The sequence below is a fragment of the Marisediminitalea lipolytica genome, assembly GCF_001758465.1.
Lineage (GTDB): Bacteria > Pseudomonadota > Gammaproteobacteria > Enterobacterales > Alteromonadaceae > Alteromonas > Alteromonas lipolytica.
Genome location: NZ_MJIC01000010.1, coordinates 188,447 through 209,887, shown reverse-complemented (window position 1 = coordinate 209,887; position 21,441 = coordinate 188,447). Strand labels below are relative to the sequence as shown.

22 protein-coding genes are annotated in these 21,441 nt (G+C 47.7%); 5 read left to right on the top strand and 17 right to left on the bottom strand.

What is annotated here, in order from left to right; all coding sequences use genetic code 11:
* The first annotated feature begins 169 nt into the window (after positions 1-169).
* The 3 genes from nhaB to BFC17_RS06445 are packed head-to-tail and all read left to right on the top strand — an operon-like array spanning position 170 to position 2,831.
* Complete coding sequence (gene nhaB, locus BFC17_RS06455) at positions 170-1,747, top strand: sodium/proton antiporter NhaB (RefSeq protein ID WP_070175637.1); 1,578 nt, start codon at positions 170-172, stop codon at positions 1,745-1,747.
* Between the two features lie 14 nt (positions 1,748-1,761).
* The gene (gene dsbB / locus BFC17_RS06450) at positions 1,762-2,286 is read left to right on the top strand and encodes a disulfide bond formation protein DsbB (RefSeq protein ID WP_070175636.1); all 525 of its coding nucleotides are present in this window, start codon (positions 1,762-1,764) and stop codon (positions 2,284-2,286) included.
* Positions 2,283-2,831 carry a GNAT family N-acetyltransferase gene (locus BFC17_RS06445; RefSeq protein WP_070175635.1) on the top strand — a complete coding sequence of 183 codons (549 nt, stop codon included), beginning with the start codon at positions 2,283-2,285 and terminating at the stop codon, positions 2,829-2,831. Before dsbB ends, BFC17_RS06445 begins: the two co-directional genes overlap by 4 nt.
* A gap of 8 nt (positions 2,832-2,839) precedes the next feature.
* Here the strand turns inward: BFC17_RS06445 and BFC17_RS06440 are convergent, their stop codons facing one another.
* From BFC17_RS06440 to BFC17_RS06370, 15 genes are all read right to left on the bottom strand, one after another.
* Entirely contained in the window at positions 2,840-3,532 is a 693-nt protein-coding gene (locus BFC17_RS06440) for a hypothetical protein (RefSeq protein ID WP_070175634.1), read from the bottom strand.
* 164 nt (positions 3,533-3,696) lie between these two features.
* Positions 3,697-3,930, bottom strand: coding sequence for a hypothetical protein (locus tag BFC17_RS06435; RefSeq protein ID WP_070175633.1), 234 nt, complete (start codon positions 3,928-3,930; stop codon positions 3,697-3,699).
* A gap of 178 nt (positions 3,931-4,108) precedes the next feature.
* Positions 4,109-4,603, bottom strand: a complete 495-nt coding sequence (locus BFC17_RS06430) for a YcgN family cysteine cluster protein (protein WP_083271618.1) — start codon at positions 4,601-4,603, stop codon at positions 4,109-4,111.
* 1 nt (position 4,604) lies between these two features.
* Complete coding sequence (locus BFC17_RS06425; RefSeq protein ID WP_070175632.1) at positions 4,605-5,270, bottom strand: fumarylacetoacetate hydrolase family protein; 666 nt, start codon at positions 5,268-5,270, stop codon at positions 4,605-4,607.
* Positions 5,270-6,253, bottom strand: coding sequence for a lytic murein transglycosylase (locus BFC17_RS06420; RefSeq protein WP_070175631.1), 984 nt, complete (start codon positions 6,251-6,253; stop codon positions 5,270-5,272). Before BFC17_RS06420 ends, BFC17_RS06425 begins: the two co-directional genes overlap by 1 nt.
* A gap of 10 nt (positions 6,254-6,263) precedes the next feature.
* Positions 6,264-6,557 (bottom strand): YcgL domain-containing protein, encoded by a 294-nt coding sequence (locus BFC17_RS06415; protein ID WP_070175630.1) that lies wholly within the window; start codon positions 6,555-6,557, stop codon positions 6,264-6,266.
* Positions 6,558-6,563: 6 nt separating this feature from the next.
* Positions 6,564-7,718 carry a ribonuclease D gene (gene rnd, locus BFC17_RS06410; RefSeq protein ID WP_070175629.1) on the bottom strand — a complete coding sequence of 385 codons (1,155 nt, stop codon included), beginning with the start codon at positions 7,716-7,718 and terminating at the stop codon, positions 6,564-6,566.
* 57 nt (positions 7,719-7,775) lie between these two features.
* On the bottom strand, positions 7,776-9,428 hold the full coding sequence (gene fadD / locus BFC17_RS06405) for a long-chain-fatty-acid--CoA ligase FadD (RefSeq protein ID WP_070175628.1): 1,653 nt from the start codon (positions 9,426-9,428) through the stop codon (positions 7,776-7,778).
* Between the two features lie 124 nt (positions 9,429-9,552).
* Positions 9,553-10,398: an alpha/beta fold hydrolase gene (locus BFC17_RS06400; protein WP_070175627.1), complete on the bottom strand. Its 846-nt coding sequence runs from the start codon at positions 10,396-10,398 to the stop codon at positions 9,553-9,555.
* Positions 10,399-10,560: 162 nt separating this feature from the next.
* The gene (locus tag BFC17_RS06395; protein ID WP_070175626.1) at positions 10,561-11,262 is read right to left on the bottom strand and encodes a Slp family lipoprotein; all 702 of its coding nucleotides are present in this window, start codon (positions 11,260-11,262) and stop codon (positions 10,561-10,563) included.
* A gap of 245 nt (positions 11,263-11,507) precedes the next feature.
* Positions 11,508-11,810, bottom strand: a complete 303-nt coding sequence (locus BFC17_RS06390) for a hypothetical protein (protein ID WP_070175625.1) — start codon at positions 11,808-11,810, stop codon at positions 11,508-11,510.
* A 98-nt stretch (positions 11,811-11,908) separates the two neighbouring features.
* Entirely contained in the window at positions 11,909-12,589 is a 681-nt protein-coding gene (gene tsaB / locus BFC17_RS06385; protein WP_070175624.1) for a tRNA (adenosine(37)-N6)-threonylcarbamoyltransferase complex dimerization subunit type 1 TsaB, read from the bottom strand.
* A 3-nt stretch (positions 12,590-12,592) separates the two neighbouring features.
* On the bottom strand, positions 12,593-14,530 hold the full coding sequence (yoaA, locus tag BFC17_RS06380) for a DNA repair helicase YoaA (protein ID WP_070175623.1): 1,938 nt from the start codon (positions 14,528-14,530) through the stop codon (positions 12,593-12,595).
* A 65-nt stretch (positions 14,531-14,595) separates the two neighbouring features.
* Entirely contained in the window at positions 14,596-15,912 is a 1,317-nt protein-coding gene (locus tag BFC17_RS06375) for an alpha-amylase family glycosyl hydrolase (RefSeq protein WP_070175622.1), read from the bottom strand.
* A gap of 106 nt (positions 15,913-16,018) precedes the next feature.
* Positions 16,019-16,918, bottom strand: a complete 900-nt coding sequence (locus BFC17_RS06370) for a sulfite exporter TauE/SafE family protein (RefSeq protein ID WP_139142012.1) — start codon at positions 16,916-16,918, stop codon at positions 16,019-16,021.
* A 134-nt stretch (positions 16,919-17,052) separates the two neighbouring features.
* On the opposite strand from BFC17_RS06370, the gene BFC17_RS06365 reads away from it, so the two are divergent.
* Together BFC17_RS06365 and BFC17_RS06360 are read left to right on the top strand one after the other, a co-directional pair.
* Positions 17,053-17,547, top strand: a complete 495-nt coding sequence (locus BFC17_RS06365; RefSeq protein WP_070175621.1) for a DUF2244 domain-containing protein — start codon at positions 17,053-17,055, stop codon at positions 17,545-17,547.
* Positions 17,548-17,648: 101 nt separating this feature from the next.
* A complete protein-coding gene (locus tag BFC17_RS06360; RefSeq protein WP_070175620.1) occupies positions 17,649-18,506 on the top strand; it encodes a TraB/GumN family protein in 858 nt (285 codons plus the stop codon).
* A gap of 7 nt (positions 18,507-18,513) precedes the next feature.
* Here BFC17_RS06360 and BFC17_RS06355 read toward each other — a convergent pair whose 3' ends face one another.
* On the bottom strand, positions 18,514-18,759 hold the full coding sequence (locus BFC17_RS06355; RefSeq protein ID WP_070175619.1) for a hypothetical protein: 246 nt from the start codon (positions 18,757-18,759) through the stop codon (positions 18,514-18,516).
* A gap of 106 nt (positions 18,760-18,865) precedes the next feature.
* Positions 18,866-21,262 carry a CHAT domain-containing protein gene (locus tag BFC17_RS06350; protein ID WP_175439536.1) on the bottom strand — a complete coding sequence of 799 codons (2,397 nt, stop codon included), beginning with the start codon at positions 21,260-21,262 and terminating at the stop codon, positions 18,866-18,868.
* Positions 21,263-21,441 lie beyond the last annotated feature (179 nt).

Sequence of the window (21,441 nt, the reverse complement as noted above, 5' to 3'; positions counted from 1 at the left end):
CCTGTCGGGATTATTTTCGGTTAGTCTTTGCAAACTTAGACGAAAAGTCTCGTAAAAACAGACATTCACAACAAAACTGTCACTAACTTAGTGACATATTTTTATAAATCTCGTCTATTATTTATTGAGAACAACAAATTAAGCCTGTGATACAAAAGGAAATTACTCCATGCAAACCTCTATGACCATGGCGATCTATAAGAATTTTCTGGGACATGCGCCAGATTGGTATAAAAAGACCATTATTGGCTTTTTAATTGCTAACCCACTCATTTTTATGCTCGATCCCTTTCTGGCCGGTTGGTTACTGATTGTCGAGTTTATCTTTACGCTCGCTATGGCACTCAAATGCTACCCGCTACAACCCGGCGGTCTGCTGCTAATTGAAGCGCTTTTCATAGGCATGACAACACCACAACATATGATGCACGAAATCGAGGTAAACCTCGAAGTGCTGTTACTGCTGGTGTTTATGGTGGCTGGTATTTATTTTATGAAAGACCTGCTGCTGTTTTTGTTTACCAAGCTGGTCATTCGGGTACGCAATAAAACCGTACTGTCTCTGGCGTTTATTATTGCTTCGGCATTTTTATCAGCCTTCCTTGATGCGCTAACCGTGGTCGCCGTAATTATTGCTGTTGGCCTGGGCTTCTACACCATTTACCACAAGGTCGCGTCGGGGAAAGAATTCCACCACGATCACGACCATACCTCTGATGACAGCGTAAAAGACTTCGGCAGCAATGATCTCGACGACTTCCGTGCCTTCTTACGCAACCTCATGATGCACTCTGCGGTTGGTACAGCACTGGGTGGCGTAATGACTATGGTAGGCGAACCGCAAAACCTGATCATTGCCGATAAAGCCGGCTGGAACTTTGTTGAGTTCTTTATCCGTATGTCACCTATTACTGTACCAGTATTCCTGTTAGGTATTCTTACCACCGTACTACTGGAGAAAACCAAAGCCTTTGGTTACGGCGCGAAGCTGCCAGGGGCAGTACGCCAGATTCTGGTTGATTACGATAAATCCATGGACAGCGCGCGTTCGGTTCGTGACAAAGCCCGCCTTGGTGTGCAGGCACTTATTGGTATCTGGCTGGTTGTCGGCCTGGCAACACATATGGCGGCCGTTGGCTTAATTGGTTTGTCGGTTATTGTTCTGGCAACCTCCATGAGCGGCGTTATCGAAGAACACGCTCTGGGTAAGGCGTTTGAAGAAGCCCTGCCCTTTACCGCTTTGCTTTGTGTTTTCTTTGGCGTAGTAGCAGTGATTATTGACCAAGGCTTATTTGCACCGGTTATTCACTGGGTACTGGGCTTTGAAGGAACAACCCAACTGGTGATGTTTTATCTCGCCAACGGGGTACTATCCATGGTGAGTGATAACGTGTTTGTGGGCTCGGTGTATATAACCGAAGTGAGCACTGCGCTGGCCAATGGTGATATCACCCGCGACCAGTTTGACCTCTTGGCGGTAGCTATTAACACAGGTACTAACCTGCCAAGTGTAGCGACACCAAATGGTCAGGCAGCGTTCCTGTTCCTGCTAACCTCTGCCATTGCACCGTTATTAAGATTATCTTATGGCCGCATGGTTTACATGGCCCTGCCTTACACTATCGTGCTGGCAATTGTTGGTTTAGCAGCAACTTACCTGGGTCTGGCAGACGTCACACAATGGCTTTATGATATGCATCTAATAGAACACCATACCGGTGTTCCGGGTGCTACCCCAAGCCACTAGGAGACCATCAGGGAATGGGAATTTTTCAGGGACTCAGCCGCTGGGCAGAACAAAAATCTGCCTGGCTGGTATTATTTGCAACCTCGTTTGCCCTAGAGCTGACCGCGTTGTATTTTCAGCATGGTATGGGGCTGCAGCCGTGTATTATGTGTATATACCAGCGTACGGCCATGTGGGGCATTGTTCTGGCTGGCTTGCTGGTGCTGCTGTTCAATCACCCGATTACCCGGTTAGGCGGCTACGCCCTGTGGGGCTACAGCGCCGTCCGCGGTTTTATGATTGCGTCTGAGCATATTGAAATTATAGAGTCTGATGATCCCTTCTTTGGTACCTGTGAAATTTTCCCTAACTTTCCGGAATGGGCTCCTTTACATGAGTGGCTGCCGGAAATTTTTGCTGCCCGTGGTGACTGTCTGGAAAACAGCTGGCAGTTTTTGTCGATGGGCATGGCCGAATGGATGCAGATCATTTTCGGCGCTTATTTTGCGGTGCTCGTTATAGTCCTGTTAGCCAGAGTTATCGATAAGAAACTCTTTTGATCGACCTCACTACCCTTCCTGTAAGACTGGCTCCCATTTTCACCGATGCCGGGCCAGTCAAAATTATCCGCGCTCATCACAAATACGCCCTGCCGTTATCTGAAGCAGGAAAGCTGGCATTATCCAGTGTTAAGCCGTACATGGGCCCAGGCTTAACGCCGGTAACCCTTCGACATGCAGAATCACTAATCACAACGCTTGAGCAACAGCGTCAGATTGGTTATGGGATTACCTACTTACTCATGTGGAATGAACAGTGCCTGGGCATGGGTCTGTTGAATTATATCCACCCGGTGCATTTGAATGCCAATTTAGGCCTGTGGCTGGTTCCTGCCGCCAGAGGACGTGGCCTGGCCGTTAAACTGTGTGAACGCCTGATAGAGATAGCCAGACAACCCTTAGGCCTTAACCGAATAGAATATTTCACCCTGCCTGATAACCAGGCCAGTATTAAACTGGCACAGGCCCTTGGTGCGCGGAAAGAAGCCCTGTGCAAACGCCGTATTCTTAATCAGGATGCCCTGCTGTTTAGCCTGCTGCTGTAATGAATGCGTTATTCAATGGTAACAAGATAGCTTTGCACTCTGGGCCCCCAAACTGAATTTCGATAGACCTTTAAAAAGTAGTTTTTCCAACTGTCTTTTTCTGCAGCGCTGTCTGTTTTTAACTGCACTTGAGAAATCGGCTCAGGTGTTTCGTCATCACTGAAAGCGTCACCTATCCCAATCTCAAATATTTCGGCAGACTCCGGGGTAATGACAATTTGCCCCCGATAAACAGGCTCACCAGTTTTAACTATGATTATGTCCTGCCAGACTTCGCCAGCCCGGTAATTATAATTTTGACGATTACGGTCGCGCTTTTTGTCATAATACTGGTCAGAGTCAAAGGTATACCGTGTGACATTTTGCATAACAAAACGATATTCACCGGCTGGTACATCAGAGAACAAAATATGTCCGTAACGCTCGTCAGTGTAATTAATTGTCGTGTTATCGTGGATATTTTGCAGAACAGGATAAGCCGCAGACAACCCTGATACTCCGTCAAACATCTCGCCTTCAGGTGGCATCAGTTTCACATCCACTAGCACTAACCCCGTTCTCGCGGGGTCACCCTGTAGCGGCGATGGCCCACCACCTAGCAAATCCCCGATGGTGGTACCATTAGACGCGCAACCAGCCATTATTACAACGGCAATTGTAGCCAAAAACCAACGAACAACGGGATTAGATGCGACTGCCATAAACTATTTCTCCTGCACCATTTGCGCGTAGATAATTAATAAAAGTTGTTTATTACCCATTAGTTTAGCTCAAGTCAGGTAAATAAAAGAAAGTCCCTCAGCCAATGCGCATTAACAGCGTTCGGCTTTGCTGTAATGGATATGATTTTAGGCACAGAGGACTATCAGGAGTTGATTTTTGCCCGAACAAAAGAAATCAGGGTATAAATTACTGAGCCATAGCACATAACAGCCACAAATCCGGCAGGATAGGCCATTAGCAGCATCCCTGTGTGCCAGCCGTAGAATGCCATGGTGGTACAAATAATGGCCAGTGAAAGCTCGATGAGCAGGCTTTCCCAGTTGAGTCGGTAATCGGTATCTACCGGTGGTGCGAAAAAGTTAATTTTGTAGGGCATGGGTTTAATCCTTAAACACATTCGCAAGAATGTTTAAGCAGGCTGCGACAAGGGCACAGCCTGCCTTGCTTGCTATAAAGTGATAGCAAATTCCTTGTCGGCTTACCAGTGAATCAGATGAACGACGGCACCGCTCAGTGAACGGATGCCGAAGAAAGGTGATGCTCAAGGCGCAGGGCTAATCTAAATCTTCCAGAGGCCAGATCGCAATGTATTGCTCAAAGTTATCTAGATCGGCCTGTGACTCGGGGATTGTTTTACCACGCACCGACATGCCCTGCTTATGCATGGCGGATTTTTTCCCCCGGTTTAGCAAAGGATGCCAGGATGGAATACCCCTGCCCTCATGTAAGCGGCGATAGGTGCAGCTGGTAGGCATAAAAAAGATGTCTTTGAGGTTTTCCTTCGTAAGTTTTACGCAGTCAGGTACTAACTCCTGACGCTCTGCATAGCGACTGCAACTGCAGGTTTTGGTGTTCAGTAAATCGCAGGCAATATTGGTGTAGTGCAGAACTTCGTTAGCCTGCATATAGTTGGTCGGAGCGGGTTCTTCACTGCCGTCATCATCAATAAACTTATGCAAACAACACTTGGCGCAGCCATCACACAGCGCTTCCCACTCTTCGCGGCTCATGGCATCCAGTGACTTGGTTTCCCAAAAACGGTCTTCCACGTTACGCTCCCACCCGGGTCGAAATATCAAACCAAGGGGCCATTTGCAGTTGCAAACTATCACCCTGTTGCAGGGGCCCAACCCCTTTTGGCGTACCGGTAAGCACAATATCACCCGGTTGGAGTGAAAACACCTCGGAAATTGCGCAAAGCAGGCTGAGCGCATCGCGCATCATCATTTTAGTATTGCCTTGCTGGCGAGTCTCACCGTTAATGGTTAAGCCAAATTCCAGCCCTGATAGCAATGCCGGATCCGTTAATGGCGTGAAACCACTCACCGGGCAAGCACCATCAAAAGCCTTGGCTCGTTCCCAGGGCTGCCCTTTGTCTTTTAAGCGTTGCTGGACATCACGAAGGGTCAGATCAAGCGCCAATCCTATTCCCCAAATCGCTGCAGCGGCGGCTTCGGTACTTGTGCACTGGCTCAGCGGCTGGCCAATGAGCAATGCCACTTCAAGTTCGTTATGACACTCACCCAAACCAAGTGGAATATGCACCGGCAATGTAACATCACATAACGCAGTGGCCGGCTTCATAAACAACAGTGGCTCAGAAGGCACTTCGTTGTTTAATTCCTGAATGTGATCAAGATAGTTACGTCCGACACAAACTACTTTACCCACGGGTAAATCGATAGCCTGTCCGGAGTCATTTTGATGTTGATACATTATTTACCCTGTTTAATTCGTTCAGAAAGATAGCTTACAGAAATGCCAAAATAGCTCGACCGGTTCCATTTCATCAGCGTGTGAAAATTCTGATACACCAGATAAATTCGCCCGTCCTTGCCGTCCGGCATGATCAGTGAGGCATTAATAGCCACCGCGGGCAAATCCTTACCATTAAATCGTCTGACACCTTGCTGCTGCCAAAAAGTCAGGGGCTTAAAATTGGCTTTGGCTAATCCGGCAAGCTCAAAGTTGAAACCGTCCTTAACACTAACCTGCCGGCCCCAGGTCTGATTTACCTGCCAGCCTTCCGAAGCTAAAAAGTTAGCGATGGATGTGAAAACGTCAGCCGGGGTATTCCAGATATCTTTTCGGCCGTCACCATCGTAATCAACCGCATACTGTAAGAAAGAGGTAGGGATAAACTGGCTTTGCCCCATGGCGCCAGCCCAGGAACCATTAAAATCCTTCAGCATAATGTGGCCTTCCTGCAATATTGTCAGCGCCGCCATAAACTGTTTTTTAAACAAGGCTTCTCTACGCCCTTCAAATGCCAGTGAGGCCAGCGCCGACAGCACCGGATAGCTACCCTGAATACGGCCAAAATTCGATTCATTGCCCCACAAAGCGACGATGAAGCGCGGCTGAACACCGTATTCCTTACCTATTTTAGTCAGCAGTGCATGGTGTTCGTTGAGCAAGGTTACCGCTTGGGTTACTTTCCAGTCCGGCACCCGGGTTTTGAGGTATTTATCGAGGGTAATTTTGCTTTCAGGCTGATTTTTGTCGGCTTTGACCACCGTCGCGCGATAATAAATGGTCGCGAACACGTTCTCAACAAACTGGCGGCCAAAGCCGGCGGCGACGGCCTCGGCTTTAAGCGTTTCTTTATATTGTTCAAATTGCTGTTGTTCGGCTTGCTGCGCCACTGCGGTAAAAGAAACCGCGACGAAGCACAGCAGCAGGGAGACAAACTTTCGCATCTTACCCTCCCTAGGATTTAGGCGATATTGGTGCCAGGCCAAGCTCAGCGCGATGAACTTCCAGCCAGTTTTCTTCCTTAGGCGGCATTTGTAAATAAAAGCCCGGATCATCCATGGCCTCAATCAGTTTTTGTTTGTCGACAGCGCCTAACACCTCACGTTTCTGCACCGGTAACATCATTACCAGTTGCGGACGACCAAAACGGCTCATCAATGCTTCAGGTACGGCGGAAAAGTCATCTTTTTTGGGAACATAAAGAAACATCCCCTCTTTTTTGGCGGTTTTATATACGGCAATCAACATGTTTTTTCAGTTTTCGTTTTTGTTCAGTATGGTCTCAACTATGGGTGCAAACAGGGGTTCGCGCCATCCGGTCAGGACATCAGGTTTCAATCCCATTAAGCGGTATTCATCAATGTCTGCCCAATAGTATTTTAGCAGCTGATTAAGCTGTTTTTTAGAGGCGAGTACCTCTTCTGCCACCCCGTACTCAGCGGCCATTTCGCTAACGGCCTGCTTAAATCGCGCGAGGGTTTGTTTATACGCGGGAAAATCTACCAGTCTCAACACTCTGGGAATATGGTCTGCCGGTGGTGTTTGCTCAAATTCCTGTAAGCCTGCATGAATTTGGTTGAGCAACAAATCCGGATTGAGCCTGCGCTCCTGTGGCGTGAGGCAGTGAATACGCGCCAGCGCCGACTTTGATTGTGGCATTCGCAGCGCCAGTTCGTACAGGTGGGCTTCCTTAAACACAAAATTAAGTGCCATGTTCCGCTCTTTTGCGCGGCGCACCCGCCAGGCTGCCAGATATTTTAAGACCGTCAGTTGCTGACTGGACAAGCGCCAGTTGTTACTGATAGTCAGGTAGGCATAATCTTCAGGCAGACTGGCTTTTTTCTTGTCACTCAGGCATGCAGATTCAGATAATACCCATGCGGTTTTACCTTTAGCTTCCACCATATTGTACAGCTGCTCGAATGCTGGCAACAGGTACAGTACGTCATCAGCGGCGTAGCGACACTGCTTGTCAGACAAAGGACGCGCCAACCAATCGGTTCGTGATTCCCCTTTTTCAAGCTCCGTATTTAACAGCATTTCAATGAGCCTGCCATACCCCATGGTCACCCCCAGGCCTAACAAACTGGCGGCAAACTGCGTATCAAAAATAGGAGCAGGCACTTCGTTAAAGGTTGCCAGAAATGCTTCCAGATCTTCCGAACAGGAATGTAATACCTTGATCACGTTCGGGTTAGTAAGCAGATGCACTAACGATGACATATCGTCAATGGCGAGCGGATCAATCAGCACCAGCTGATGACCATCAAAAAGCTGAACCAAACCTAATTCAGGTGCCAGCGTACGAGTGCGAACAAATTCGGTATCCAGCGCAACGGCGGGCTGCCGGGCGGCTCTGGCACAAACAAGGTCCAGCGTTTCCTGATCCTGTATATATATATATTCCATAAACAAAAAACCGGCCTAAGGCCGGTTATTCTCTTTTATTAGGGCCTGACGACGCCGCTAATCTCTTAGCTCGCGTCGTAATATTTTGCCTACATTGGTTTTAGGTAATTCATCCTTAAACTCCACATGCTTGGGTACCTTGTACCCGGTCAGGTGAGTTCGACAATGTGAAATTACGGCCTCAGCGGTCAGGGTATCGTCTTTTCTGACAATAAACAGTTTAACCACTTCCCCGCTGACATCATGAGGGACACCAATGGCGGCGACTTCAAGCACAGCCTCGTGCATCGCTGCGACTTCTTCTATCTCATTCGGGAATACATTAAACCCGGATACCAGAATCATATCCTTTTTCCGGTCAACAATGTAGAAATATCCTTCCTCATCACATTTTGCGATGTCACCCGTAGCCAGCCAACCGTCTTTTAATATCTCGTCGGTAGCTTCGGGGCGGTTGAAGTAGCCTTTCATTACCTGCGGACCTTTAACCAACATTTCGCCGGCTTCCCCTTCGGCGACTTCATTACCGTTGTCATCAACCAACATAATGTCAGTTGAAGGCACAGGCAGACCAATAGCGCCTTTATAGGCTTCCAGTTGTGGCGGATTAACCGCAACTACCGGTGAACACTCTGTTAATCCATAACCTTCCAGCAAGACTGTGCCGGTTACCTGTTGCCATTTTTCGGCTACTGGGCGCTGCACGGCCATGCCGCCGCCCAAACCAAACTTAAACTGAGAAAAATCCAGGTCCTTAAAACCCGGCGTATTAAGCAGGCCGTTAAATAACGTATTTACGCCCGGTAAAATAGCAAAGGGATGTTTACTTAGCTCTTTAACAAAACCAGGCATATCCCGAGGATTGGTTATTAGCAAATTTGGACAGCCAAATTTTAAGAATAACAAGCAGTTAGCAAGCAATGCGAAAATATGATAAAGCGGCAGTGCGGTGACTACCAAATCTTTGCCGGGCGTAATTACGGTTGCCAGAATGCCTGACACCTGTTCGAGATTGGCAATCATGTTGCGGTGAGTCAGCATAGCGCCTTTAGATACCCCGGTGGTACCACCGGTGTATTGCAAAAACGCCAGGTCTTCACCGTTAATTGAGGGCCGCGTGTAGGTGAGATTTTCGCCTGATTTTATAGCTTTCATCAGGGATTTAGCCTGCGGCAGTTTGAAATCCGGCACCATCTTTTTAACGTGCTTAACCACAAAGTTGACTACCCAGCGTTTTGGCGCTGGCAGCATATCGGCTAAGGACGTCAGCAGCACTTGCTGTACGCCGGTTTCAGCAACGACCTTATCCAGTGTATGGGCAAAATTATCCACAATAATAATGGCTTTTGCCTGGCTGTCGTTGAGCTGATGTTTTAATTCACGGGCGGTATAAAGCGGGTTAACGTTAACTACGGTCATACCGGCACGCAAAATACCAAACATCGCCACCGGGTACTGCAGCAGATTGGGCATCATTATAGCAATAGCATCGCCGGCCTTAAAACCGTTGTGCTGAAGATAAGCCGCGAACTGCCGGGACAAGCTGTCGAGCTCGTTAAAGCTCATTTTCTGGCCCATATTGATATAGGCAGTATTCTCACCGTATTTTGCTACTGACTCATCAAGAATATCCGTAATGGACGCGTAACGATCGGGATCGATCTCTGGCGTTACTCTTGAGTCATAATGCTTAAGCCAGATTTTTTCCACCAAGCTCTCCTGTCAAACCAAGTCCTTTGACTTTTTTCTTTGTATTAACCACTACTATGCCAGACCACTGGTCTGATGTGTTGCATATACTATAGGATGATTAGCAAAAGATAAACGCTGTTGTTTACATTTCTTCAACAAATTCACAAATTGATTTGCAAACCGCTGAAGGTTTGCTCATATGGAAGTGATGTCCTCCTGAGAATAGTTCAAAACGACTGTTTTTCAACCAGGTTTTACGTTTTTCGTAGGTTGATTCCATTTCTTTAAAGCTATCTGATGCGCCGCCTATCCATACCGGACATTCAATTGCTTCCATCAGGTTTTGTGCCTGTGCCTCGGTTAATCGCAGGGATGACTTGGTTCTTAAACGCGGATCACTACGCCAGCCAGTAACGCCACTTTCCAGAACACAAATATTTCGCTGCAGAATGGTTTGAGCGTGTTCAGGCAAAATATCGGTAGTCTTGCAGCGAGCAGCAATGGCGGCTTGCAAATCAACCTCTTTTGCCCCGGATTGCGGTTTGTTTTTAGGTAAGCGGGAAAGAATAGAGGCGCGTAACTGCTCTGCACTGGTTTCAGCAGGTAGCGTGAGTGGACCACCAGCATCAATTAATGCAATGGCTTTAACGTAGTCAGAGAATGCCGCTGCATATAAGCTGGCTAAAATCCCCCCCATGGAATGGCCAACAATAATGATGTCCTGCCAGTCCTGACTCACTACAAGTTCGTGAATATCCTGCACATAATCCATTTGATTATACTGGCCGCCTTTAGGCCGGTGATCGCTCATGCCGTGCCCGGGTAAATCCAAAGCAATAAACTGGAACTGTTCAAGGTAGGGCGCCAGACAAGCCATACTGGCTGCGTTATCGAGAAAACCATGTAACGCCAGAACCAGCGGGCCGCTGCGGCCATTAGTGAGCCCGCGTAAGGTGCCGGTAGACAGTTTAAATTCACATTCTTGCATTACAACTCCTTTGGTCTGTGCCCATCAAAATCGATTCAATGAGCAGCAGTGTAGCAGCGCTTCAGCTAAAAGTTGATGCTTTAATGACGTTTATGACAAGCGGCGGCATGAACTTGCCATGCCGCCGGTATCTCTTTGCCATTCGCGGACAGAATTTGCCGCCTAGGGTTCATGTCGGCGCAGTGAGCGATTGCCTGAATTGTTGTTGCGTGGATTCTGTGCTGGTCTTGGCGTGTAATTAGGCGATAACGGCGGCTTGCTTGCCCCATTATTGCTGCCGTTCCAGTTCAGATTATTCGATGTACGAATAACACGTACCCGCGGCGCAAATCCCCAGGGCCGCCAATAAGGATGCCAGTACGGGTGATAGAAGGGCGAGTACCAGCCAGTGTAATAATCAAAGAAGAGAGTTGAGGTATCGTAAACTTGCTGATTGCGCCACAGATGGTAGTTTTCAACCATTATCGTGGGATACATATAGGGCTGCTCGCCTACCATGCCGGCAATGGGCTGCCCTACCGTACCTAAAAATGTCACGGTACGACCGTTTTCAAACAGGATCGGATCAACAAATTTGTTAATCACGGCTTTAAATCGACCGATGGTGTCTTCACTGGTGTTCGGCTTGCCGTAGTGATTAAGCGGAAAATACACTATTTCAATCAGTGTTTTATCGGGTTTGTTTTGCACATCCGTAATAATCCCTCCCCAACGGGCTTTCTGCCCTAACACCTCGTCACCGGCTACTACAGCCTTATTGTAACCAATTAATGGCGTATTTTCTGCGACCTGGATAGGCTCAGGAACAATGGCACAAGCGGATAAGCTAAGTGCGAATAACACGACGAATGCACGAAATAACATAATGGTTCCTTGCTTTAGCGTTACGTAAAAAGTGCAGCGGAAAAACCTATTCTTTCATTAATTATACATACTCGCCACGACTAATTGCCGGATCACCGCAATGTAGAGCGAATGAAAAAATCTGCCTTAGTATGATTATAGAAGAGTAAACTGAACGACAACTGAATTCAGGCGTATTCATCGACGTGAATCAACCAATTAAAGCAAAAGTAGAAATTTTGAGAAAAAGCCGGAAATACCGGGCGTTAAGCGTAAATATCGACGCCCATCATTTCTCTTATTGCGGCTTTTTTAGTTTCACGTTCATGACTGCCGTAAGCTTCGATAGCCAGAATAGCCGGCCCTTGCGGTTTATCATAGCCTGTTGATTGGCGAAAAGCGTCCGCCCGGGCCTTAGACTCGGCATTGCCGGCCCGCGGCTGTAATTCAGCAACAGAGAGCGGCTGAGCGCCGTCTGCAGGTTTAACCGTACCAGGCTTCGCTACCGGCCGTGGCTGTTGCGCCTTGCCTTCAACATTGGGGGTGATTAATCCCTGACGAATTTCCATAGCTGTTTTTTGGCCCGCTGAATGACGTTATTCTGACATTGTGTTCAATCCTGTAGCACAGCAAGTTTTACGCCAATTTAAGCGATCCGCGACTGTCCTTAACGGCCAGGCAGCTTTTTCCAGGTTACCGTATTACGCAGATATTCTGGCGTCACTGCCTCGGCGCTGACGCCTGCCCCCGCTTTTAACTGCGCAACAGCCAGAGGCAACATAAAACGCGCATAAGGATAGCTCACCCGCACGTTATGCTCTGGCCCAAGCAGAGCCGTAAGCACCGGATAGGCATTCCAACCGGTTCCCGCGATGGCCATAGTTGCAACATCCAACTGTTCAGCCACCTGCTCTGGCGCAATCACCTGCTCTTCGCCGACTAATTCGGCAACGCCGTTATTACTGCGGTAATGACCAAAATAGACCTCGCCCATTCGAGCATCGATAGCAACAGCAACCTCAGCACTATTTTCAGACGCTATTACCTGCTGGGCCATGGCCGCAAGCGTACTAACACCAACCACTGGCAACTCGCTGCCCAGCGCCAGGCCTTGAATAATACCTGTTGCAATACGCACGCCAGTAAAGCTGCCAGGGCCGCGTCCAAATCCGAGCCCGTCGAGTTGCGCGAGGGTGGCTCCGGCCTCCTTTAAAACGGCATCAACCATTGGCAAAATCTTCTGGCTGTGCTGTTGTGGGCAAACTTCGTAGCGGGTATAAAGGGTCTGGTTAAACTCCAGCGCAACCGAACAGGCCTCGGTAGCGGTATCAATAGTTAATATGTTCATCGGTTATTCTTCTGTTACGGCTTCTTTATGTTCGATCTGACGTAAAAACTGTTCTACTTCGGCTAAATCACGGGTACGTTTCATCGGCGGCAAACTCCCCAGAAAAGTTTGTGCATAGGGTTTGGTTACCAGCCGATTATCACAGATTACCAACACACCTGCATCCGCCGGATCACGAATTAACCGACCAGCCCCCTGTTTTAGGGTAATAACAGCCTGTGGTATCTGAATACTGCCAAAGGGATTGCCGCCTTTTTTACGGCACTCTTCCAGCCGCGCCTGCAACAAAGGATCATCAGGCGCGGCAAAAGGCAGCTTGTCGATCATCACGCACACCAAATCATTGCCCCGCACATCCACACCTTCCCAAAATGCGCCGGTCCCCAGCAATACCGCTGCGGGATCAGACAAATAGGCACTGAGCAAAGCCTGCTTGGATGTGCTGCCCTGTACCAGCACCGGATTATCGATTTGCTCTTCCAGTGCGCTGGCCACTTCCTGTAAGGCGGCATGACTGGTAAACAACAGGAAACAGCGTCCGCCGCTGGCCTTTATCAGCTTTTTCGCAATATTCACCAGCTGTTTACGCATGGTTGGCATGTGCGGCTCAGGCAAATATCTGGGCACACAAAGCATGGCCTGTTTGGCGTAATCAAAAGGGCTGTCGAGCAGCATGGTTTTAGCTTTTTCCAGTCCCATACGCCGCTGGAAATGGGTAAAGTCGTTATCCACTACCAGGGTAGCCGAGGTAAATACCCAGCCGCGGTCGTCAGACTCTACAAAACGCCTGAATTTAGCCGCAATCGACAAGGGGGTCATATGCATTACGATATGGCGGGGCGTGGTTTCGTACCACAGGCTCATGCCGTCGTGTTCCTGGGTGGTAAACAGCGCCAGTTTTTCCCGACTTTGCACAATGCGATCAAACAGATTATCAAGGTCTTTATCACGGCCGATATGCAGCTTACAAATATCGTAAAGCACGCCAACGGCATCTTCCAGCCGACTAACCTGCGTTGCAACGTCTTCCCGTTCCATCGCCTCGAGCCAATGCCCTCGTTGTGGTTTATCGGCAAATAAAATCCGCAGATCCGCTGCCAGCATCCGAACCTTCTCACCGGCTTTTTCCAGTTGGTCGGCATCTTTTAACACCGTGCGGTATAACAGGGTAATCTCTTTGCAAATTTCGGTTAACTGGCGGGTAGAAATCGCCTCACCAAAATACTCACTGGCAATCTCCGGGATCTGGTGTGCTTCGTCGAATATAATGCAGTCAGCCTCGGGAATTAGCTCACCAAAGCCGGTGTCCCGCAGCGCCATGTCAGCAAAAAATAAATGGTGGTTAACCACCACAATGTCGGCATCCATGGCTTTTTTACGAGCTTTTACCAGATAACAGTCTTCATAATCCGGGCAATCCCGTCCCAGGCAGTTATCCACGGTAGAAGTCACCAAAGGGATCACCCGCGCATCTTCGGGTAAGGTTTTCACCTCGCCCATATCGCCGGTTTTGGTGGTATTGGCCCAGTCTCTGACGATGGACAGCTCGCTCAGCACATCCGACTCCACCAGGGTGGAATTTCCACCATGCTGAGCCAGCCGATGTAAACACAAATAATTAGCCCGCCCCTTAAGCAAGGCTGTTTTGCGGTTACTGGCGAGGGCTTTTTTAATAACCGGTAAGTCGCGGTGAAACAATTGTTCCTGCAGGTTTTTGGTACCGGTGGAGACAATAGCCTTACCCTTAGACAATAACACCGGTGCCAGATAGGCAAAGGTTTTTCCTGTTCCGGTACCGGCTTCGACAATTAAGCTGTCGGCATGGGTAATAGCGCTGGCTACGGCTTTTGCCATATCAGTTTGAGCCTGGCGGGGACTAAACCCGTTAATCGCTTTTGCCAGTAATCCGGAGCCCGAAAATACGTCGTCTAAACTGGGCATAGTGTTCCTGAGTTATTCCAAAACGCCTATTATGCCAAAGATTTCAGAACACGTCTGTGGGTCTGTTAGAACAGGGGGAAATTAGCCGAGACAAATACCCGAAATGACCAGGGAGGCATAACCAGGCGCTGACCCAGCGTTACCAAACTGTCCGTTTCGGCGAAAACATCAAGATATTCACCGGGGAACAGGTTTTCGTAAAAATCCACCACCACAGACTGAGCAGAAAAATTGAGCGCCACAACAACTTTAATCTCATTTTGCATTCGTACAAAACTCAGTACCTGAGCCTGTGCAGAATTAGGCACCTGAATCATTCTTGCGCCAAACTCGCCGTTCCATAACGCCGGAATGTTTTTTTTCAGGCAGACAAGCTTCTTGTATAAATCCCCAATGGGATGGGCCCGCCAATCGATGGGATCCCGCTCAAAAAACGCCAAGCGCTTACTTTCGCCCGCCTCCTGACCATTATGGATAAGTGGCACCCCCTCCCCCAACACAGACAACACAATAGCAGCTTCCAGACAGTCGCCAAATTGTTCGCGTTGCGTGCCATCCCAGGCATTTTTATCGTGATTGCTCACAAAAGTCATGCGATAAGCTGAATGCGGCCAGGCTCTTTCATTCCATGAGTAGTACTTGCGCAAACGGTCTAATGGCGCTTTGCCATGTGCTATATCATGTAGGGCTTCGTTCCAGCTCCAGGCATACGTCATGTTAAAGCCATCACGATGGAGATCGCGGTTCTCCCATTCAGCCAGTAAAAATACTGGTTTAATTTTATCCAGTGCAGATCGTGCCTGTTGCCAGAAATCATTGGGTACGTACCCGGCCACATCGCACCTAAAGCCATCGATATCAAAGTTAGTCACCCAGTACGACATGGCGTTAATCATATACTCGCGCAAACCAGGCTGATCGTAGTCAAACTCGATAATGTCACTCCAGTCCCACCAGGGAGAAGGACGAAAATCCCCTTTATGATCCCGGGCATACCATTCCGGGTGTGTCGTAACTAAGGAATTATCCCAGGCACTGTGATTGGGTACCCAGTCCAGAATAACCTTGAGTCCCAGAGCGTGGGCTTTATCCACCAGATGCTGAAAACCACTGGCATCACCGAATTCCGGATTAATGGCCAGATAGTCCTTTACCGCATAAGGGCTACCTAATTCGCCTTTGCGATTTTTGACGCCAATTGGATGAACAGGCATAAGCCAAAGGATAGTGGCACCCAGTTCAACGATGGCTTCGAGTTTGTCGGTGACCCCGTCGAAGTTACCTTGCTGACTGAACTGACGCGTGTTGACCTGATAAATAACCGCGTCCTTACTCCAGTCGGGCTGACTCAGAGAATAAAGCTCAACGGGCTTTAAAGACATAAAAAACGAGTCCTTTCAATTATCGGAAGTTTCACCTTAACAGAGTACGCGGTTCATTTTAAAGCTATAGACTAAAGTTTATTTTTACGCCCGGATGGATATGACCTTATAAAAGACTGATTAGCCCCAATACAAATACCCACAATGCAAAAAACAACTTTACCTGTCTGGGTGAAAAGAAAAGCACTAGATAGCGGGCAATTCTGCCGCCGATAACTGCCCCCGCCCCGGCAAATAAAACGACCTGCCAGTTAACCGCCTGTGTTACCAGCAATCCGTGCAGTACGCCGCCCCACACGGTGCAAGCCGATATGATTACGGCCGCGCCAATGGCCAGCGTAACGTCAAAGCGCCTGACAATAAGGTAAACCGCTATTATTTCACCAATACCTACCGACAAATAGGCGGTAAGAATGCCGCCGATAAAAGCCAGCATTGGCAGCGCAAATTTGTCAATTTGACCAAGAACGGTTTGGCAGTGACGCTGATTAAGTCGCTTTAGCGACAGCAAAATGGCTACCGCCAGTCCCATAGAAAAAACGCCAAAACCAATATGCAGCTGAGAAGCTAACGCAGAAAAACTCAGCGTTGCAAGAAAATAGTCAAAGCCGAACTGGGCCAGCCAGAGACCACACAATCCCATTGGAATGCTGTACTTTAGCGTACCGGGTAACGGTTGCCAGTTGGCTTGTTGACGCTGCGTGTGACGATAAAACTGGCCCCAACTCAGTGCTCCGGCGCTCATACCACAACACTGAATAGCAAAGCTGGTCGCCACGACGGTCTCGGGCGTAAATGCCAGTTGCTGGAAAAACGGCACAAACACCACGCCACCGCCTGCGCCGGTGGCATTGGCGAATATAGCTCCGATAACACCTAAAAACAGAAAAGCACCAAAATCACTAAGCAGCGTAAATAGTTGCGTGTTACCGGCTAGCAATACCAGCAATAACCAGGCAATAGCCAGCAACGTTAACCAGGGATGAGTACTAAATGTATTTTTCACACGAATTATTAACAACTATGAACGGCCGCACTTTGCCAGATTACACAACGGAAGTCGACTTAGTCTGTAGGGTTTAATACTGTCAGTAATTTCACGCTATACTGAAAAAGACTTCGGTTTGTTATGCGTACCTTATGGTTTTAGTTAAGCATCTCTCACAGTATAGCCTGATAACATTACGGCCAAACCGTTCAGCCGACTGGCTGCATAACAAATGGCTGATGCTGGGCATGGCAATAATTGCCTTTATGATTGCATGTGCCTGGGCCTGGGTTGGGGTGTGGATGGTTTTTCCCTTTGCCGGTATCGAAATAAGCTTACTTTGTTTTATGCTCTATCGGGTTAGCCTGCGCTCTTATCACAGTGAAACCCTGTCATTTGAGAAAGACTACGTACACATTCAACGCAGCACCAGACAGAGCAGCGTTATTACCCTCAACCGCAACGACGTTCATCTGGAAATGACAGAAAGCGCCCAGGACTGGTATTTACCGCAGGTTACTCTGGTCACTCCCAATCACAACATAGCCGTTGGTGAATTTCTGAATCAGGCAGACCGCCAGGAGCTGTATCGGGAAATTAAGAAGATGGGCGTTCCCGCCTGGCGTCATCATTGGTGGAAACACTAAGAGTGTAAACAATATTCACCTTACCTTTCCGACGGTTTCGGGCATTAATCATTGCTCAACAATAACATAGCAGGTAAATTAGCCTTTTCCAGAGGGATCGCATGAAAACAATAAAAGCGTTTTGCTGGCTGTTAGCCGCGTTTTGTGGCTGTACCCAGGCAGCTTCAGTTTGGAAAGTCACCAAAGACTCACACACTGTCTATATTGGCGGCACGCTGCATATTCTGAGCCCCCAGGATTTCCCGTTACCAGACGCTTACGGCCTGGCGTACAAAGCCGCTGACACACTGTTTTTTGAAACTGACATTGCTGGTCTTAACAGCCCGGCATTTCAGCGGGATTCATTACTTCGTCTTACCTACCAGAACGACACGCGTTTAAAAGACGTGCTATCCGCGCAAACCTATAACGAACTTAGTGCGCATTTGCGGGAAAGAAATATCGATATTGAGCAACTGGCTAATTACACCCCGGCCCTGGTCAGTATTACGCTGAGTATGACGGAATTACGTCGCATGGGGCTCACCAGTCAGGGCGTTGATGAATTCTATTATTTTAAAGCCATGACCGATCAGAAAAACCTCGACTGGTTTGAGTCACCACAGCAACAGTTAGAATTTATCGCTGCACTGGGCGGAAACGATGAAGATCAAATGATCAAGTACGCCCTGGAAGATGTCCGACAACTGCCGCTTGCCATCCAAGAACTGAAAAGCTATTGGCGCAGCGGTGACATGGCAGACTTGTATGCCACCCAGGCCAGCAGCTTCAGGGAAAACTTTCCGGTCATTTACCAACAGCTGTTAATAGACCGGAATAACACCTGGCTGCCAAAAATAGAGGCCATGTTTGATAGCGCAGAAATCGAATTTGTATTGGTAGGAACCATGCATCTCTCTGGTGAAGGCAGTGTACTCGACTTACTGGAGAAACGCGGTTTTACAATTACCCAATTGTAGACAGCATTTAACTGGCTTTTAGCGACGATTTACGATCTTCTTCCCGCTTAACCAGAACGAAAGTCAGGTACATTTTGGTGGGTAATGACAGGATCATGCCTATGGCCACCAAACAAGCGCTGATGACGATACCGGTCACCCCCATCTCTTCAATGGTTTCGCTGTACATATGACAATAAACGCCGGCAAGTATCAGGCTAATGCCAATACTCATAACTACTTTTAACAGTAAGATCAGTTTTTTGTCGGTCATCACACACCTCCATCACATATATATTAAATCTAATATAGGTAATGGAAAGGCGTGTTGATCTGTGTCACCAATTGATAAACAGGTAAAACTAAACACCCCTGCCCGGCTAATTTGCGCCGGTTATCTGAAACGCCGACCACAACGCAGGATCCCTGTACTTTGCTTTAGTGGTAATAATGGCCTGCCTCAAAGCATGTACTTTGGTCATGGTTTTTAAATTCTGATAAAAGTGGCCCATCAGGTAAGCCGTTGCCTCATCAGACACTGCCCATAAACTGGCCACAATCGATTGTGTGCCCGCGTATAAAAACCCACGGGTTAATCCAACGACATCATCGCCGCTCATAATCTCACCTAATGCGGTTTCACAGGCAGACAGGGTCACCAAATCGGCATTGAGCTTTAAAGTGTATAACTCTGAAACGGTCAGGTTTCCGTCTTCCCCATCACCGGGTGAAAGCAACATTCTGGATTGCAACGGTGACTGGCTATTAAACTCACCATGGGAAGCTAAATGTAAGTACTTAAATGAGGGAGCAAATTTCTTAAAGTTCGCTTCCGAGGCAAATTGTCTTAACAATATCTTAGAGTCTTTCCAGCCTTTATCTATCATCAGGGTTTCGTATTGCGCCCCGGGTAGATCGTATTGCGCGTCGCCTAAATCTGGATTACCCAACGCCAGTAAATCACTGGCATTTTCTGAGGGCTCATCAAGAAATTGCAGTACCGATGCCGAGGGCAAAAAGCGTAGATTATAGTCGTCGATCAAAAACGTATTGCCAGATGAAAGTGCAGCAAAGGGAATATAGTGGAGATTGCCATGGGGCACGATGGTTAATGTATCACCGTTAATAAGCGTCTTAACCGGCTGAATAATCTGGTCATAGACTTGTTGCGAAGCATGAGTGTATTCAGCCGAATTTAATTCAATACTGTTGCGAAATCGAACAATCTCACTATTTAATGTATCCGCGGTTATTTTTACCGCCTTTACATTTTGTTGGCTTACAACAAAGGCAAATAGCGTATCCGCTGAGCCGTAGTATTCCAGAAGGCTCTCGCGAGGGCCCAGGTTGCGCTGAATCTCTGCAACAGAAATTGGCCTGACGCTGGTTAGCGAGCTGAGTTCATCCGAAACTTGTTGAATATCATTGTTCAGCGCCTGAATTTTAATACCACGCTGATCGGCATTGGTGTTTGCCCTGAAACTTACCGCCATTGAAGCCAGTTCAAGTGCTTTTAACTCATCCAGTATTTTATCTGAGCCAGCTTCTGCAAAACGGTCCTGCTCTGCCAGCATATCAACTAATGCCCGCGCTTTTGCCCGCTCAACGTATTCGAAAGCCTCAGCATATTTTCCTTGTTCTACAAGCGCATCAATCAAGGTAAAATAGACAGCTTGTTTGTCGCCGACAAAGCCTATTCGGCCTGCTTCAGTATTGATATTCTCCCGATGCGATTCAATTTCTTCAATGGCTTTAAACAAATGCTCCTCGGCCACCGGGAAGTTCTTCTTACTAATATAAATTTTGCCTAAGTCTGACAATAAGGCCCACTTTAACGAGCCGAAGTTGTCCAGAATGGGATTGCTTAATAAAGTTTGATATTGCGTTTTAGCATAATCGGTATCGCCCATTTCATAGGCAATTTTAGCCACCATATAATCCCGTGGAAAAGTGATAAATTCACGGTCGCCCTGCGCTAAATAGTCTTTGTCATTAAAGGCCAGTTTGGTGAGTATGACACTTGGAAATACAATACTGCTGACCATGCCAACAAACTCAATTTCCCCGGACTCTTTCAGTTCAGTTAAGGCATTTTCATAGTCATTAATGGCAAAATAGGCTTTGGCCAGATTCAGGTGAGCTTTTCTTGGGTTGGGATCTTCTATCTGACCGCTCAGGAATGAATTGGCCTCAACGACGTCTTCCACCGTTTTTTCTAGCTGTGTTAAATACACCTGTACCTGCTGCTCGTCGTTTAACAGCTTTGCTGCAATAACACCGCTCGACAAAGGCTCATGCAACAGGTCCATCTTGAAATTTTCATAGTCATACCAGCTTTTATTCAGGTCTTTCAGTAGCCCTACTGCATCGATTGCGATTTGAGCCTGTCGCAACGCCTCTTTCGCATCGCCAAGATCAAGGTAAGCCTTTGATAATAATGGTGCGGTGTAAGCTTTAGCCTGCTCGGTATTTAACTGAAATGCCCCTTGCATCGTGGTAGAAAAGCCCTTTTCGGCCACCATTACGTCAATGGTATCAATACAATCAAAAAACGTTGTGTACCGCTTTAACTCCAGATACGCCCGACACACTTCCAGTATTATTTTCGGATGGCGGTAATCCGGATTAGCAAATAGTCCCATATTAGTTTCGTAGTCAGAAACCAGAGATTCATACCTGCCGTCAAGTACCTGATTTTCATAGGCTTGATAATTGGCGACATTTGCACAACCTTGCACAAAAGCAAGAACCAGCAGTAAACAGAGTATTCGAATCATTTCAATTTTGACTTCTTTTGACATAGCACGACAACGAGTAACGCTTAAGCCTGGCTTCACATTAGCAACTGAATAAAAGGTATCTCATGGAACACGTGTTAACAAGTTCAGACACTGGCTCATCCAGCAAGGATAATAGCACTCGCTATGCTTAAAAAGCGGCTTCAAATACACCGTTC

Coding starts and splice junctions, on each gene's coding strand:
- nhaB (WP_070175637.1), top strand. CDS start 170: ATGCAAACCTCTATGACCATGGCGATCTATAAGAATTTTCTGGGACAT.
- dsbB (WP_070175636.1), top strand. CDS start 1,762: ATGGGAATTTTTCAGGGACTCAGCCGCTGGGCAGAACAAAAATCTGCC.
- BFC17_RS06440 (WP_070175634.1), bottom strand. CDS start 3,532: ATGGCAGTCGCATCTAATCCCGTTGTTCGTTGGTTTTTGGCTACAATT.
- BFC17_RS06435 (WP_070175633.1), bottom strand. CDS start 3,930: ATGCCCTACAAAATTAACTTTTTCGCACCACCGGTAGATACCGATTAC.
- BFC17_RS06425 (WP_070175632.1), bottom strand. CDS start 5,270: ATGTATCAACATCAAAATGACTCCGGACAGGCTATCGATTTACCCGTG.
- BFC17_RS06420 (WP_070175631.1), bottom strand. CDS start 6,253: ATGCGAAAGTTTGTCTCCCTGCTGCTGTGCTTCGTCGCGGTTTCTTTT.
- BFC17_RS06415 (WP_070175630.1), bottom strand. CDS start 6,557: ATGTTGATTGCCGTATATAAAACCGCCAAAAAAGAGGGGATGTTTCTT.
- rnd (WP_070175629.1), bottom strand. CDS start 7,718: ATGGAATATATATATATACAGGATCAGGAAACGCTGGACCTTGTTTGT.
- BFC17_RS06400 (WP_070175627.1), bottom strand. CDS start 10,398: ATGCAAGAATGTGAATTTAAACTGTCTACCGGCACCTTACGCGGGCTC.
- BFC17_RS06395 (WP_070175626.1), bottom strand. CDS start 11,262: ATGTTATTTCGTGCATTCGTCGTGTTATTCGCACTTAGCTTATCCGCT.
- BFC17_RS06390 (WP_070175625.1), bottom strand. CDS start 11,810: ATGGAAATTCGTCAGGGATTAATCACCCCCAATGTTGAAGGCAAGGCG.
- tsaB (WP_070175624.1), bottom strand. CDS start 12,589: ATGAACATATTAACTATTGATACCGCTACCGAGGCCTGTTCGGTTGCG.
- yoaA (WP_070175623.1), bottom strand. CDS start 14,530: ATGCCCAGTTTAGACGACGTATTTTCGGGCTCCGGATTACTGGCAAAA.
- BFC17_RS06375 (WP_070175622.1), bottom strand. CDS start 15,912: ATGTCTTTAAAGCCCGTTGAGCTTTATTCTCTGAGTCAGCCCGACTGG.
- BFC17_RS06365 (WP_070175621.1), top strand. CDS start 17,053: ATGGTTTTAGTTAAGCATCTCTCACAGTATAGCCTGATAACATTACGG.
- BFC17_RS06360 (WP_070175620.1), top strand. CDS start 17,649: ATGAAAACAATAAAAGCGTTTTGCTGGCTGTTAGCCGCGTTTTGTGGC.
- BFC17_RS06355 (WP_070175619.1), bottom strand. CDS start 18,759: ATGACCGACAAAAAACTGATCTTACTGTTAAAAGTAGTTATGAGTATT.
- BFC17_RS06350 (WP_175439536.1), bottom strand. CDS start 21,262: ATGATTCGAATACTCTGTTTACTGCTGGTTCTTGCTTTTGTGCAAGGT.